At 67.8% G+C, this 13,689-nt stretch carries 14 protein-coding genes and 1 pseudogene; 9 read left to right on the forward strand and 6 right to left on the reverse strand.

The window, feature by feature from the left end; all coding sequences use genetic code 11:
- Positions 1-135: 135 nt before the first annotated feature.
- Positions 136-1,347, reverse strand: coding sequence for a mechanosensitive ion channel family protein (locus AC1DBE_RS07085; protein ID WP_476970058.1), 1,212 nt, complete (start codon positions 1,345-1,347; stop codon positions 136-138).
- A gap of 211 nt (positions 1,348-1,558) precedes the next feature.
- Here AC1DBE_RS07085 and AC1DBE_RS07090 point away from each other — a divergent pair, with 211 nt between their 5' ends.
- Entirely contained in the window at positions 1,559-2,308 is a 750-nt protein-coding gene (locus AC1DBE_RS07090; protein WP_476970059.1) for a hypothetical protein, read from the forward strand.
- 31 nt (positions 2,309-2,339) lie between these two features.
- On the forward strand, positions 2,340-3,074 hold the full coding sequence (locus AC1DBE_RS07095) for a hypothetical protein (protein WP_476970060.1): 735 nt from the start codon (positions 2,340-2,342) through the stop codon (positions 3,072-3,074).
- A gap of 66 nt (positions 3,075-3,140) precedes the next feature.
- On the opposite strand, the gene AC1DBE_RS07100 is transcribed toward AC1DBE_RS07095, so the two are convergent.
- Entirely contained in the window at positions 3,141-3,431 is a 291-nt protein-coding gene (locus AC1DBE_RS07100) for a YegP family protein (protein WP_476970061.1), read from the reverse strand.
- A 158-nt stretch (positions 3,432-3,589) separates the two neighbouring features.
- On the opposite strand from AC1DBE_RS07100, the gene AC1DBE_RS07105 reads away from it, so the two are divergent.
- The 4 genes from AC1DBE_RS07105 to AC1DBE_RS07120 all read left to right on the forward strand — a co-directional run bounded on the left by AC1DBE_RS07105 (position 3,590) and on the right by AC1DBE_RS07120 (position 7,835).
- Positions 3,590-3,907, forward strand: coding sequence for an acylphosphatase (locus tag AC1DBE_RS07105; RefSeq protein ID WP_476970062.1), 318 nt, complete (start codon positions 3,590-3,592; stop codon positions 3,905-3,907).
- Positions 3,908-3,975: 68 nt separating this feature from the next.
- Positions 3,976-4,311, forward strand: a complete 336-nt coding sequence (locus tag AC1DBE_RS07110) for a cupin domain-containing protein (RefSeq protein WP_476970063.1) — start codon at positions 3,976-3,978, stop codon at positions 4,309-4,311.
- Between the two features lie 68 nt (positions 4,312-4,379).
- Positions 4,380-5,744, forward strand: a complete 1,365-nt coding sequence (locus tag AC1DBE_RS07115; protein WP_476970064.1) for an MFS transporter — start codon at positions 4,380-4,382, stop codon at positions 5,742-5,744.
- A 198-nt stretch (positions 5,745-5,942) separates the two neighbouring features.
- Positions 5,943-7,835 (forward strand): FAD-binding monooxygenase, encoded by a 1,893-nt coding sequence (locus AC1DBE_RS07120; protein ID WP_476970065.1) that lies wholly within the window; start codon positions 5,943-5,945, stop codon positions 7,833-7,835.
- A gap of 46 nt (positions 7,836-7,881) precedes the next feature.
- Here AC1DBE_RS07120 and AC1DBE_RS07125 read toward each other — a convergent pair whose 3' ends face one another.
- From AC1DBE_RS07125 to AC1DBE_RS07135, 3 genes and pseudogenes are all read right to left on the reverse strand, one after another.
- Positions 7,882-8,466 carry a histidine phosphatase family protein gene (locus AC1DBE_RS07125; protein WP_476970066.1) on the reverse strand — a complete coding sequence of 195 codons (585 nt, stop codon included), beginning with the start codon at positions 8,464-8,466 and terminating at the stop codon, positions 7,882-7,884.
- Between the two features lie 74 nt (positions 8,467-8,540).
- Positions 8,541-9,611, reverse strand: a pseudogene (locus AC1DBE_RS07130) (glycerophosphodiester phosphodiesterase family protein).
- Positions 9,612-9,742: 131 nt separating this feature from the next.
- A complete protein-coding gene (locus AC1DBE_RS07135; RefSeq protein ID WP_476970067.1) occupies positions 9,743-10,501 on the reverse strand; it encodes a DinB family protein in 759 nt (252 codons plus the stop codon).
- A gap of 228 nt (positions 10,502-10,729) precedes the next feature.
- On the opposite strand from AC1DBE_RS07135, the gene AC1DBE_RS07140 reads away from it, so the two are divergent.
- From AC1DBE_RS07140 to AC1DBE_RS07150, 3 genes are all read left to right on the forward strand, one after another.
- On the forward strand, positions 10,730-11,998 hold the full coding sequence (locus AC1DBE_RS07140; RefSeq protein ID WP_476970068.1) for a hypothetical protein: 1,269 nt from the start codon (positions 10,730-10,732) through the stop codon (positions 11,996-11,998).
- A gap of 216 nt (positions 11,999-12,214) precedes the next feature.
- Positions 12,215-12,862 (forward strand): DUF4230 domain-containing protein, encoded by a 648-nt coding sequence (locus tag AC1DBE_RS07145; RefSeq protein WP_476970069.1) that lies wholly within the window; start codon positions 12,215-12,217, stop codon positions 12,860-12,862.
- Positions 12,863-13,070: 208 nt separating this feature from the next.
- Positions 13,071-13,334: a hypothetical protein gene (locus AC1DBE_RS07150; RefSeq protein ID WP_476970070.1), complete on the forward strand. Its 264-nt coding sequence runs from the start codon at positions 13,071-13,073 to the stop codon at positions 13,332-13,334.
- A gap of 170 nt (positions 13,335-13,504) precedes the next feature.
- Here the strand turns inward: AC1DBE_RS07150 and AC1DBE_RS07155 are convergent, their stop codons facing one another.
- Positions 13,505-13,678 (reverse strand): hypothetical protein, encoded by a 174-nt coding sequence (locus tag AC1DBE_RS07155; RefSeq protein ID WP_476970071.1) that lies wholly within the window; start codon positions 13,676-13,678, stop codon positions 13,505-13,507.
- Positions 13,679-13,689: the final 11 nt, after the last annotated feature.

The following is a 13,689-nucleotide window of genomic DNA, read 5'->3' on the forward strand; positions in this document are numbered from 1 at the left end:
GGGCTCTGGGTGCGGGGGAATCGTCATGGCTCCGATTATCAACCCGTCACCGCGGCGAGGGAAGACCAGAGCAGGGCCGGCAGACCTCCGTCGACGGCGGTTGGCCCCGCGTGGCAGCACCGCCCGCCGGCGCCCCTAGTTCTGCGCCGCGATCGACTTGTCCCGGTCCTCGAACACGTCCTCGCCGGGACCGGCAAACGCGCGGGACCGCTGCACGGCCTCAATGGACCCGGTGAACAGCTGGGAGTCGTGCGGGTCGGAGGGCAGCCGGGCGGCGGTCTCGTCGGCGGCGGCCAGTTTGCCCGGACGCCGGGGTGCGGGCTGGCTGGAGGCCGCGGCGGACGGCAGGGATTCGAGCCGGACGTGCGGCAGCGCCGTCGGGTGCTCCTGCTGCAGGAAGAGCACCAGCTCCTCCCGGATCAGGCAGCGCAGGTCAAAGAGCGAGGCGCTGTCGCCGGCGCTGACCAGGATCCGGACCCGGACAAAGCCAGCGGTTGCATCGGTGATCTGCAGGATGCCCACCCGCTCGTCCCAGAGGTCGGTGGAGGCGAGGACCTTCTTCAGCTCGGCCCGCATAGCCTCCACCGGGGCGCGCCAGTCGAGGTCGAACTCCACGGTGCCCATCACCTCGGACTGGCGCCGGGTCCAGTTCTCGAACGGGGTGGTGGTGAAGTAGGTCGAGGGCAGGATCAGCCGGCGGTCGTCCCAGATGTGCACCACCACGTAGGTCAGGGTGATTTCCTCGATCCGGCCCCATTCCTTCTGGACCACCACCACGTCGTCCACGCGTATGGCGTCCGTGAAGGCGAGCTGGATGCCGGCGAAGACGTTCACCAGCGAGGTCTGCGCGGCGAGGCCGGCGACGATCGAGATCACCCCGGCGGAGGCCAGCAGCCCGGCACCGAGCGCCTGGATGGCGGGGAAGGTCAGCATGATGCTGCCGAGGGCCACAATGGCGATCAGTGCGACGCCGATCCGCCGGGCCAGGATCACCTGGGTGCGGAGCCGCCGGGCACGCCGGTTGTCGGCCACGTCCACCCGGTAGCGGGTCAGGACCATCGTCTCGATGATCAGCAGCACGGCAATCGCCAGCCACGCCACGGAGCCGATCAGGGCGATGGCCAGTCCGTGGTCCACGTTGCGGCGCCACTCGGCGTCGGCCGTGGTGGTTGCCAGCGCAATCCGCACCCCGATCAGGCAGAGCGCAAAACGCAGCGGCAGCCGCGCCATCCGGGACGTCTCGCGGAGGGCTTCCTGCTTGCGGTTGAGCCGCAGGATCACGCGGCGCACCACCCAGGAGGCGATCAGCCCGGCGGCCACGGCCAAGGCCGCGGCGAGGAAGGGCATGGCGGAACTCAGAAACTCTTGCATCTTTTAAGCTCTAGCAAGCTTCGGTTGCCATTTGAAATCGGCTGGATGTCAAGGTGGGGCTGATCACGCCCGCCGCGACCGGCCACCCGTACGCCCGCCGCCGCGGAATCCGGGACCTTCGCCCCTAGAGTCCGCGCCCCAAAGCCAGAGAATGGTGCCACCACTTGCGGCTCAGGGGGAGGGTGACATGCGTCATCGCGCATCACTTGGCACGATCGGATCCGCCGCGTTCTGCGCGGCGGTTCTGTTGTCCGGGTGCGGTGCCCCGGCGTCCGCTCCCTCCACCAACCCGCCCACCATCGATGCGCCCTCCAGCAGCAGCCCGCAAGGCACGACGTCGTCCGCCGGCACCGCGGGCGCCCCGCCCACGGAGGGCTCGCCGTCGGCCGCCCCCGCCTCCACGGTGACGCCCCCGCCCGGCTGGAAGTCGCACACCACCGCCGACGGCACCCTGACCTTCGACTACCCGGCTACCTGGACGGTGAAAGAGGCCGGGGGCGCCGCGGCCCTGGTCAGCGACTACGGCAAGACCATGGCCACCCTGCGGACCCAGGCGGGGCCGGCGCCGGCCTGCACCACCAAGGTCCCGTTTATGGCCTACGACTCCGCCACCGTCCCGGCATTGGCCCGGTCCGGGGTGGTTCCGCGGTTCGCCTACGAGGCGCGGATCAACCCCGGCGCGGCGGACCCGGCCAAGGCGCAGACCTTTGCCTACGGGATTACGTCGGCTCCCAAGCCAACCGGCGCCGCGGCGTGCCCGTTCGCGCAATCCTTCACCTGGCCGCCCGGCACGGCCTCGTTCGGCGGCGTCTACGACCCGTTCGACACCACCCCCGGCAAGCCCATGCACGTGGACACCCCGGAGGTGTACATGAGCACCGGCGAGTACAAGATCATCCGCCAGGCGCTCCTGTCCCTGCGGCCGGCCGGGAAGTAGCCCGGCCGTGGCGCGGTCCAGGACGGCGGCAGTGGGGCTCGTCCTGCTGCTGGCCGGGTGCGGGGCGCCGGCGTCACCAGGGGGCGGCGCGGGAAGCCCGGCAACGGGGTCGGCGTCGTCGGGCTCGGGGGCAGCGACGACGACGGCGTCCCCGCTAACCACGGGCACGGTCACGCCCCCGGCGAGCGTCCCGGCGACGATCCCGTCGGACTGGAAGACCTTCACGACCTCGGACGGGCTCTCCTTCGACTATCCGCCGGACTGGACCGCCCGGGACCCCGGCGGCGATTTGGAAGGAGCATTCGTGGACGTCACCAACGCCGCCGGCAAGCCGATGGCCGAGCTGCGCACCAACATCGTCACCGGCGCGGAGTGTGTGGAGCAGTACCCCTACCAGGTCTACGACGCGCAGGACCTGCCGGCCCTGGCGCAACAGGGGGCCGCGGACAGGGGTGTGCCGCGCTACGTCTTCGAATCCCGTGGGGACGGCACAGGCGTGGATGCCGCCCGGACCACCACGGCCGCATACGGGATCACCATGCTCCCGGCGGAAACCGGGGCGCTGGCGTGCCCGATGTTCCATCTGTTTCTCTGGCCGCCGAGCGGGGCCCTGTTCGGCAGCACATACGATCCCGCCAACAACAGCACTCCGGGCGCGGTCTCGTTGCCGTACCTGGAGAAGGCCAAGCTCTATGCCGGGACGGAGGAATACCGGGCGATCCGGACCATGATCACATCCCTGCGGCCCGCGAAAGCGGCCGGCTGACCTGCGGGATCAGAGGCCGTCCCGGCACTAACGAGCCGGCCCCGAACCCCAAACTCCAACCAACGCCTACACCGCGGGCAGGTGCCTGCGGCGGTTACGGGCGTGCGGGTGGTCGGCCCCCACGGCCCCCACGGCTGCGGTCCGGCCCTGGCCGGCCCACTGCGTGGCGCGCTGGGTGGCGTGCGACTCCCGGATCAGCCCGGTGCCGGCGCATTCGCGGACCGCCATGATGCCGTCCGCTGCGGAACGCTTGTCCTTGAAGGCTTTAGAGACAGCGAGAATCGTGCCGTCAGCCCCCAACAAACGAAACCGGACGTTCGATTCTGCGTCGGTGAAGATCTCGAATTGTCCTGCCATTGTCTCTGTCCTTTCAGGCGCTCCGGGCGGCGACGCGGGGTGTCCGCAGTGTGCACAATGCCGAAGGTCTCCTTCCACCCTGCCGAGCGCGGCGGAGGGATCGAAAGGGGCAAAGGTCCCGGATGCTCCCGGTCCCGGGCCGGGTCTACATTGGAGTTATGGCTGACGACGCAGAGCTCTCCGGGGCCGCGGACACCGGTACCGCCGTACGCCTCACGGCCCGTGTGCAGGGCATGGTGCAGGCGGTCGGGTTCCGCTACTTTACGGTGCGCAAGGCCGAGGAGCTGGCCCTGCGCGGCACTGTCAGGAACAACGACGACGGGACGGTCGGCGTCGTCGTCGAGGGACCGCAGTCCGTGGTGCTGGAGTTCCGCAGCTGGCTGCGCTCGCCGGAGGCTCCCGGCCGGGTGGACCACGTGGACGAGCGGATCACCCGGGCCACCGGTGCCTACAGCAACTTCCGGGTGGTGTACTGACACCCCGGTAAAGGGGGCCGGGACGAACGGCCCTCGGCAGCGGCCGCCGCGGTGGGTAGCGTGGCGGCATGCAGAAGATATCGATCGAGGCCCTGGCCCGGCAACAGGTGGCCGCGGCGCTCGCGGCCGGCAGCGGACGCGCCGCGGACACGGTCTACGGCGGCCACGAGCGGGTCCTCCGCCAGACCGTGATGGCGTTCAAGGCCGGGACCCAACTCAGCGAGCACCAGAACCCGGGGGAGGCCACCGTCTACGTGCTTTGCGGCTGCGTCCGGCTCCAGGCCGGCGGCGACTCGTGGCAAGGCAAGAGCGGTGACCTGCTGATCGTCCCGGACGGGCTGCACAGCCTGGTGGCGGAGGAAGACTCGGCCATCCTGATGACGGTCGCCAAGACCAAGGGCTGACCCGGAGATTACGCCGGCCCTGGGCCGCCGGTTCGGTCCCGGCCGCCGGCGTAGGACAGACTGTTGCCGTGAGCAACTCTCCCCGGACCGGTATCGCCATAGCCGGGCTCAGCCTCGGCACGTCGTTGAACCCGCTGAACTCCTCGATGATCGCCGTCGCGCTGGTGGTGCTGCAGTCGGACTTCAAGCTCGACGTCGCCACGGTCACCTGGGTGGTCACCTCCTTCTACCTCACCTCGGCGGCCGGGCAGCCGCTGATGGGACGGCTCGCGGACCGGTTCGGCCCACGCCGGCTGTTCCTGCTGGGAATGGCGCTGGTGGCCGCCACCTGTGCGCTGGCGCCGTTCGCCCCGAACTTCGCGCTGCTCTGCGTGGCCCGGGCGTTTATGGCCCTCGGGACCGCGACGGCGTATCCCAGCGCCGTGGTGATGGTCGCGGCGCTGGCTCGGGAGGCGAACGTGAAATCCACCCGGCCGCTGGGCCGGATCCAGATGGCGAACACCTCGGCCGCCGCCATCGGGCCGGTGGTGGGTGGGCTGCTGGTGAGCCTGGTGGGCTGGGAAGCGCTGTTCCTGATCAACGTCCCGCTGGCGCTCGCGGCCATGGTGGTGGTGCGGCGGTTCGCCCCGGCCGACGCGACACGGGAACACGGCCGGGTGTCGGAGCTTCTCGGCGACTCGGACCTGCCGGGCATCGGGGCGTTCATCGGGGCGCTGGTGCTGGTGATGATGGCCCTGCTGAACGTGCTCCCCGGGTACCGGTGGTGGCTGCTCGGCGCCGGGCTGGTCCTCGCCGTGCTGTTCGCGTGGCGCGAGCTGCGCTTCAGCCCGCCGTTCCTGGACCTGCGGCTGCTGGGCCGGAACCGTCCGCTGCTCCTGGTCTACCTGGGCTTCGCGCTCTTCAGCGGCGTCTACTACTTCGCGTTCTTCGGCCTCCCGCAGCTGCTGCAGACCGCCGGAGGCTACGACCCCGGAATCGTGGGCCTGCTGATGCTGCCGCTCGCCGCCATCTCGGTGGTCGGAACCCCGGCCGCGGTCCGCGCGATCGACCGGTTCGGTGTCCGGCGGGTGCTGATCGCCGGCGTCGTGCTCCTGATCCTGGCCTCGGCCACCATGTGGCTGCTGACCGCGTCCCTGGCCGTCCCGCTGGTGCTGGTGCTGACGGCGCTGCTGGGGGTGCCGTACTGCGTGGTCAGCATCGCCTCGAGCCAGGGGATGTACCTGTCCACGAAGCTGGAGGAGCGCGGCGTCGCGGCCGGGATCTTCCAGACGTGCCGCTACCTCGGCGCGATCACGGCCACCGTGCTGATCGGCATTTTCTACGGCACCGGGGTCACGCAGGCCAACTGGGGACTGATGGTCCTGGTGATGCTCGGACTCGGCGCCGTGGTGCTGGTGATATCGCTGCTGTGGCGCGAGCGCCGGCCGGCCTAGGCGTTCCCTCCCCCCGGAGGTACGACGGCGGTGCCTCCGCCGGTGTGTCGCCCTGTGGGCGGGGCCACAATAAAGTTGCCCGCCCGATCCCGCGGAGCCTATAGTCAATGCAGCGATTCGATATTAGAACAACATGTTCAATTATCGAACAGGCGGCGTTTCGGCGTCAGCCGGCCCTACAACGAAGTGAGGTTCCCCGTGCATTTCCACCACCACGGTTACGTATCGGGGGACCCGCGGGTCCAGCCGGCCGCCGGCACCGGCCTGGACCGGCCCGCCGGGCTGCCCGACGCCGTCGACGTCCTGATTGTCGGCACGGGCCCCGCCGGGATGCTGGCCGCCGCGCAGCTGTCCCAGTTCGCGGGCGTGACCACCCGGATTGTCGAGCGCCGGGACGGCCGGTTGGCCATCGGGCAGGCGGACGGCATCCAGGCCCGCAGCGTGGAGACGTTCCAGGCTTTCGGCTTTGCCGAGCGGATCACCGCGGAGGCTTACCGCATCACCGAGATGGCGTTCTGGAAGCCGGACCCCGCCGATCCGTCCCGGATTGTCCGCGCCGCCCGCACCCTGGACGACCCCGCCGGGATCAGCGAATTCCCGCACCTGATCGTCAACCAGGCCCGCGTCCTGGACTACTTCGCCGAGGTGATGGCCCACGCGCCCACCCGGATGACGCCGGACTACGGCTACGAGTTCAAAGCCCTGGAAGTGGGCGAGGGTGAGTACCCCGTGACCGTGACGCTCACGCACACCGCCGGGCCCGACGCCGGCACCGAGCGCACCGTCCGGGCCAAGTACGTGGTGGGCGCCGACGGTGCCCGCAGCAAGGTCCGCGACGCGATCGGCTGCACCATGGCCGGCGACAAAGCCAACCACGCCTGGGGCGTGATGGACGTGCTCGCCAACACCGACTTCCCGGACATCCGCACCAAATGCGCCATCACCTCCGGGACGGGCGGCAGCATCCTGCTGATCCCGCGCGAGGGCGGCCACCTGTTCCGGATGTACGTCGACCTGGGCGTGGTCCCGCACGGCGACGCCGGCGCGGTCCGCAGCACCAGCATCGAACAGATTATTGCCAAGGCCAACGCCATCCTCCACCCCTACACGCTCGATGTCCGCAACGTCGCCTGGCACAGCGTCTACGAGGTAGGCCACCGCCTCACCGACCGGTTCGACGACGTCGTCCCCGAGGAGCGCGGCACCCGCACCCCGCGGGTCTTCATCACCGGCGACGCCTGCCACACGCACAGCGCCAAGGCCGGCCAAGGCATGAACGTCTCCATGCAGGACGGGTTCAACATCGGCTGGAAACTGGGGCACGTGCTGGAGGGCCGCAGCCCGGAGGCCCTGCTGGCCACCTACTCGGCCGAGCGGCAGGTGGTCGCGAAAAACCTCATCGACTTCGACAAGGAATGGTCAACGCTGATGGCGAAGAAGCCGGAGGAGTTCGACAGCCCGTCCCAGCTGGAGGACTTCTACGTCAGCACCGCGGAGTTCCCGGCCGGTTTTATGACCCAGTACGAGCCCTCGATGATCATCGGCGGCCCGGAGCACCAGGAGCTGGCCGCCGGGTTCCCCATCGGCAAGCGGTTCAAGTCCGCGCCGGTGGTGCGTGTCTGCGACACCAACCCGCTGCACCTGGGGCACCAGGCCACGGCGGACGGGCGCTGGCGGATCTATGTCTTCGCCGACCCCGCGGTGGCCGGTGCAGCGTCGCCCACCACGGACCTGGCGGCTTGGCTGGCCGACTCGCCGGACTCTCCACTGGCCGCCACACCCGTAGGCCTGGACCGTGACGCCTGGTTCGACGTCAAGGTCATCTACCAGCAGGAACACACCGGGGTGGACATCAGCGCTGTGCCGGCCGTGTTCAAGCCCGCCGTGGGCCCGTTCCAGCTGAACTACCTCGAGAAGGTTTACGGCACGGATCCGACGGCCGACATTTTCGAACTGCGCGGCCTGGACCGCGGCGGTGTTGTGGTGGTGGTCCGCCCGGACCAGTACGTCGCCACCGTGCTGCCGTTGACGGCGACGGCGGAACTCGCCGCGTTCTTCGCGCCGCTGGTGCGTTCGCGCCCGGCAGTTTAGGCGGCGCTAGCCGCTCGCGGGCGTTCGCGGGCGGCGCTAGCCGGCGCTAGGCGACGGCGTCGGCCGTAAGCTGCTCGCCGTTGAGGTATTCGAGCTCCCAGCCGTCCACGGGGTGGTGGTGGACCAGGTTCAGCACGGCGTTGTCGATGCTCTGGATGGTGCGGCCCAGCGCGCGGCTCAGGCTCAGCCGGATCAGGGTGCCGTGGGCGATGACCAAGACGCGGCGGCCGCTGAATTCCCCGGCCAGGGCTTCGAGCGCGGCGAGCCCGCGGGCGGCGGCGTCGTCGTCGCTCTCGGCGCCGCGGAATCCGCCCGGGATGCGCAGGGCCTCGAGTTCGGGGCCGGCCTGCAGGCCCTCGGCCGGTCCGAAGGAGCGTTCGGTGAGTTCGGCGATGCGCCGGTCCACGCGGAGCCCCAGCCCGGCGGCGATGATATTCGCCGTCTCTGCCGCGCGGCCCAGAGGCGAGGAGACCACCGCGTCCCACTCGTACCCGGACAGGGCGGCGACGGCGTCCCGCGCCTGGCCGCGGCCGACGTCGTTCAACGGAATGTCCGTCGATCCCTGGAGCCGGCGCTCCGCGTTCCAGTCGGTCTGGCCATGGCGGACGAGGGCGAAGGTGGTGAGGGTCATGGGCCCATTCTTCCAGAAACGGCGACGGCGGCCGGGCCGGCCGCCGTCGTCGTCGTTCGCGTTATCAGGAGGATTCAGGCCTTCGGTGCGTAAGCCTTCGGGAGCTTCAGGCCGCGGTCGGCCATGACCGCGCGCAGGCGGGTGGGGTAGTCGCTGATGATGCCGTCCACGCCGAGGTCCATGAGCTTGTTTATGTCCTCGGGGGTGTTGACGGTCCACGGGATGACGGGCAAGCCCTAGCGGTGGGCGTCGGCCACCATGGCCGGGGTGACGGAGCGGAACGTGGGGGAGATGGCGTCGTAGCCCTGGGCTGCGGCGGCCTTGGCGAGCGATCCGCCGTAGGTGTCGATGTCGATGCCGCCGAGGTTGGGGCTGGCGCCGGGCTGGCCGACCTGGAGCCAGGCGTCGCCGCTGGACAGGGCCACCAGCGGGAGTTCCGGGGCGAGTTTTTTGGTCAGGTTCAGCGAGGACCAGTCGAACGACTGTACGGTGCTGCGGTTCGCCATGCCCGAGCCGCGGATCTGCGCGACCACGGCCTTGGTCAGGGCCACCATGCCCTCGCCGCCGGCCTTCCCGTCCTCCACCTTGGTCTCGATGTTGAAGCGCACCTTCTTGGCGTTGGCCTCGCGCGCCAGCCGGAACACGTCCTTGAGCTCGGCGATCCGGTTGCCCTTGATAACCTCCTGTTCCGGGAAGCCCTTGAGTTGGGTGAACCCGCAATCCAGCGTCTTAATCTGGGCGAGCGACAGGTCGGCCACCCGGTCCCCGACGTACGGGTAGGCGGCGTCGCCGGGCGTGGCCGGCGCGGTGTCCTGGCATTTGTCGGCCTGGATGGTGTCGTCGTGCCAGACAATGATTTTCCCGTCCGTGGTCAGGTGCGTGTCCAGCTCCAGGGTGCTCACGCCCAGCTTCAGCGAGTTGCCGAACGCGGCCAGCGACTCCTCGGTCCACTGGCCGCGGCCGCCGCGGTGGGCTTGCAGGTCGAAGGATCCGTTGCGCTCAGTGGTTTTGACCGCGGACGCGGTGCTGCCGGCAGTGGCCGACGACTGCGCGTTGCCGGCGTCGGCGTTCGGGGCGGCCAGGGCGGGGCCCGCCAGGGACGTGATGAGTGCGGCGGCGGCCGCGGCAGTCAGGACTGTGCGCATGGTGATGTTTCCTCACGGTTACGGACACCGGCGCTGCGCCGGCAATCCGTCAACCTTAGGGAGGTTAGGTGGACTCGCGTGTTCGGGGAGCTGGACCCCGGGTGAACAAACGTGTGTGGGGTTCCTCGGCTTTAGTCTGCGGGGCCGGCCTCGATAGCGTCCAGGTCGCGCAGGGCATAACGGAGGTGCTCCCAGTCCTCGGTCAGGATGGTGTGCAGGCAGGACCGGACCGTCACCGGCACTGCGGGCGCCCAAGGATTACGTCGCTCGGCGGGCAGCTCCGTCTCGGTGACCGTGGCGAGGAAGTCGCGCACCATCGCCTGCCGGCCGGCCCGCACTTTCAGGACGTCGGCGTACGGCGGGGCCTCTTCCGAGAAGACGGCCAGGTCATAGCCGTCGGTTTCATATTCGGCGTTGGGTTGCCCGATCGGGTGGTACGGCGGGTCCATTTCCAGGATTGCTTTCCGTAGCCACGTGTCGGTGGCCATCACCAGGTGGCGCAGGGTCCGGGCGAAGGACCACTCGCCGTCCACGGAGACATCGACCGTCCCGGGCGGCATTGCCGCGGCCCGCTCCAACGCCGCCTGCCAGGCCTGCTCCAGAACGGCCCAGGCATTCCGCAGGCCTTGCGGGTCGTGGGCGCGCCGCTCGTCCCGGGCGGGGAAGCGGCGGTTGAGCTCTGCCTCGACGAACGGGACGACGTCGACGCCGTTGACCAGCAGGGTGCCGCCGTCCTCGAACAGCCACGGCGCGTCGATGTCAGCCCCGGCTGCGTCCACGGCGCGCATGACAGCGCCGGAGAGGTCGGACCGCACGAACCGGGCGCCCCGCAAGTTCACCTCGGTGAAGGTCGCGCCCCGGAGATCATCGGACTGATCGAAAGCTGTCATGGCGGCTACTCTGCCACGGCTGTGTCCGCCGCGCAGCACATAGGGTCAGCTGCCCAATCCATTTCGTGAGAGGGAATCGGTTGGTTAAGGCGTTTGCACGCGCCGCGACCATCTGGGCCTGAATCCTTGAATACAATCACCATAGATTCAGAGCAGCATGGGGGACATCTGCCCCCTGTCCTGCGCAATCCCACCTCCTTGAGAGGTGTAACCACGGAGGAGTACGCGATGGCCGATATGGAGAGCATCACGCTGGAGGCGGAGCTCGATGGAGAGGAGGCCACGCGTGACATTGCGAAGGCGGTCAGCGCCCGTCATACGATCGCTCGCAAGTACGTCATGAGGCTCCGCCGGCGGCATCCGGACGCGACTCCCGCTGAGGTCATCCAGATGCTGGAACGACACTACGCAACCTCGATCACCACTGCTGGTGCCCTCATCAGCGCCGGTACGATTGCCGCAGATATCGGTATCGCCATGATCCCAGGGGTGGGGGCCGCAGCGGCCGGTATGAAGAGTGCAGGTCAACAGGCCGCCAAGAAGACTGGCAAAGAAGCCGTTAAGTTCGCCGCAAAGAGCGCTGCGAAACAGGCCGCTAAGAACATGGCGATGGGCACTGCGAAGAACGGTGCACAGCGCGCTGCGGCTTTACTTCCAGCCGGCGATGAGCAACTCCAATTTGAGATCACGGCGGTATTCGCGCTCGCTATCGCCGATATTCACGGGATGGATCTCGACAAAGATCAAGCCCTGGCCCTCGTCTATGGGCTTTCAAATGAACGCGTCAGCCAGAAACAGATCGCGACGATGGCCACGGACCTATCGAGCGCGTCGGCCGCAGGCGCCGTCGTGAGTGGCAACACGGCCACGGCAGGGCGAACGGATTGGTCGCACTGGGCGAATACGCTCGCCGATGGCCTTCCTGGCGGCGCCGCGCAGAGTCTGGTCCGTACCATTGAGACCGGTGAGCTGGACACCGTCCGCCAAAATTTGAGCGGAAAGCAGCAGGCCACGATCGAATACGGGGTCGGAGCCATCACCGGCGGCGTTACGCGCTTCGTGTTTGGCCGTGAAGTCGTAAACGCGGCTCGGGCCGCGTTCGCCGAAGCCCCGGACACGTTCCCTGAACATCTTGCCATTCCGGCCGAACCTGAGGCAGAGGACGGCGACGCCGACCAGAATCGAGCTCTTGCAGCTATGGAAGATGCCGCGAAAATGACGGGCACCTGGATTGCCGGCACTGCCAGCACAGTTGGAGGCGGCGTCGCAACCGCGGCCGACACGGTATCGCGCGCGTTCCGGAGCGTAGACATCGACGGGGATGGAATCCCAGATGAGCCCCAGGCGCTCACCGCGGTCAAGGGTGCCGGCGGCGCCATCGTCGGTACGGCAGGCACCGTCGGCGGGAGCGTGGCAGGCTTGTTCAAACGGAAGAAGCGCGGCGAACAGGCGTCGGACGGGTCTGAGACCGGCAGTGAAGACGCGGGCGAGAAGTAACCCGGAAGTTTCGCGACTGCGGAGCGTCCCGGGGTGGAGGGCGCGCGAATAAGCTCCCCCCGCAATTTCCAGGATCGGTGGGGCGTGCCGTAGTCGGCCGCCCCCTCGCCCCCATATATGGTTCGAGGGGACTTGACACGGCGATCCGCTGTGGCTGTCCAACCCCGCGGAATTTCGAGGGTATCGACGTCGAACGAAACTGGAGACTGAATCGTCGTGATCTTTTTCAAAGCAGTCATGAAATTCTTCAAGGCACGGATTCTGCTCTGGCCGGCTTTGCTGCTCGTGGTGCTGCTGGGCGGGGGAGCGGTCGCCGCGTTCGCATCCGGCGGACTTAACGCACTCGCCCTCAAGTCCCTCTTCAGCAGCAGCTCCAGCGAACGTGATTCCCAGGTGGTTCAGGCCGTTACGCGAGTGCAAGAGGTCGCCTTGCTCAGCCTTCACATCGAGGGCATCGATAGGTACGAAAGCAATAGGGAAATTTTCGGCGTGGCCATCCCCGCGAGCGAAAAAACCACTCTGCTCCAGTACAAGTTTGACGCGAAATTGGGCGTCGACGGCTCGAAGGTGAAGGTCGAACGCACCGGTCCAGAATCGTTGCGCGTGACTATCCCTGAATCGAAGTTCATCGGCTTTGACAATCCCAAGTTTGAGGATGCTCTCGAGAGCGGCAACCCGCTTAGCTGGCTGGCCGAGCCAGCCGTCCAAACGCGGATGGTCAACAACATTCTCAGTAATGAAAATAAGCAGAAGTACATCTCTCAAAATGGAGAAGCCTTGAAAGAGCAGGCCAAGGCGTACTACTCCGGGATTATCGAAAGCGTCGCTCCCGAGGTTACCCTCGACTTTGAGTTCGCAGGGTAGATTCCCGCAGCGCTCAGTCCTCGCCTCATGAGATGTTCACGGAGAAGCTGAAAGCAGCTCCAGACGACCCCATGACCCTCCCAACGAACGATCGAAGCCACGCTCGAACGGCACCCGCGCTATGTTACAAAAACTTCTTAGCCCTAAGAAGTTTTTGTAATCCGCCCAGGATGAGCTCTTTGTCAGGGCTCGGGCCTACAGTGCTCCCATGACTCCCGACGAGACGCCCCAAAGCCCGGAACCGAAGAAGAAGCGCACCGTCTCGCGGAAGTGCCCGGTGTGCGGCCACGAGGCGTGGCGGATTGCCTACGGGATGATCGGACCGTCGGACCGCCAGTTGATGCCGAAGACCGAGTTCGCCGGATGTTGCATCGACATGGAAATCCGCGAGTATCCAGCCACCGGTAAGAAGGAGATCGGTACGCCCAAATGGTCGTGCCAGAATCCGGAGTGCCGGCACCGGTGGTGGTGACTCCCGGCCCATATCAGGCCTTCGACACGCCCAAAAAGAGTCGAGGCGGATGAAGATCAGTGCCGGCAGCCTGCTCGTCAGAGCTGGCCAGCTGCCCGTCGGATGCGCCTTTGCCTCTCCAAGTAGTCGAGGACCCTGCCGAGTTCGACGTCGTAGAGTTCTGGGACGGTCTAGACATCACGCCCCGACCCCTTCAGAAGCATCTGGCGCGCCTCGGCGGCGCTACTTAGGCGTAGCGCCCGCACCGCGCGCATTACCTGGTCAATTTCCTTGGCCTTCAGCCGGTAATGGGTGCGTTTCATCGATCCGTGCCCAGTATCAAAGATTTCGTAGCCGTCCGCCATCTTTCCCCCTT

The organism is Arthrobacter sp. 10T416, from assembly GCF_056394165.1.

Bases quoted from the DNA above. Each gene is read 5' to 3' on its own strand.
- AC1DBE_RS07085 (WP_476970058.1), bottom strand. From the start codon at position 1,347: ATGCCCTTCCTCGCCGCGGCCTTGGCCGTGGCCGCCGGGCTGATCGCC.
- AC1DBE_RS07090 (WP_476970059.1), top strand. From the start codon at position 1,559: ATGCGTCATCGCGCATCACTTGGCACGATCGGATCCGCCGCGTTCTGC.
- AC1DBE_RS07100 (WP_476970061.1), bottom strand. From the start codon at position 3,431: ATGGCAGGACAATTCGAGATCTTCACCGACGCAGAATCGAACGTCCGG.
- AC1DBE_RS07105 (WP_476970062.1), top strand. From the start codon at position 3,590: ATGGCTGACGACGCAGAGCTCTCCGGGGCCGCGGACACCGGTACCGCC.
- AC1DBE_RS07110 (WP_476970063.1), top strand. From the start codon at position 3,976: ATGCAGAAGATATCGATCGAGGCCCTGGCCCGGCAACAGGTGGCCGCG.
- AC1DBE_RS07125 (WP_476970066.1), bottom strand. From the start codon at position 8,466: ATGACCCTCACCACCTTCGCCCTCGTCCGCCATGGCCAGACCGACTGG.
- AC1DBE_RS07135 (WP_476970067.1), bottom strand. From the start codon at position 10,501: ATGACAGCTTTCGATCAGTCCGATGATCTCCGGGGCGCGACCTTCACC.
- AC1DBE_RS07140 (WP_476970068.1), top strand. From the start codon at position 10,730: ATGGCCGATATGGAGAGCATCACGCTGGAGGCGGAGCTCGATGGAGAG.
- AC1DBE_RS07150 (WP_476970070.1), top strand. From the start codon at position 13,071: ATGACTCCCGACGAGACGCCCCAAAGCCCGGAACCGAAGAAGAAGCGC.
- AC1DBE_RS07155 (WP_476970071.1), bottom strand. From the start codon at position 13,678: ATGGCGGACGGCTACGAAATCTTTGATACTGGGCACGGATCGATGAAA.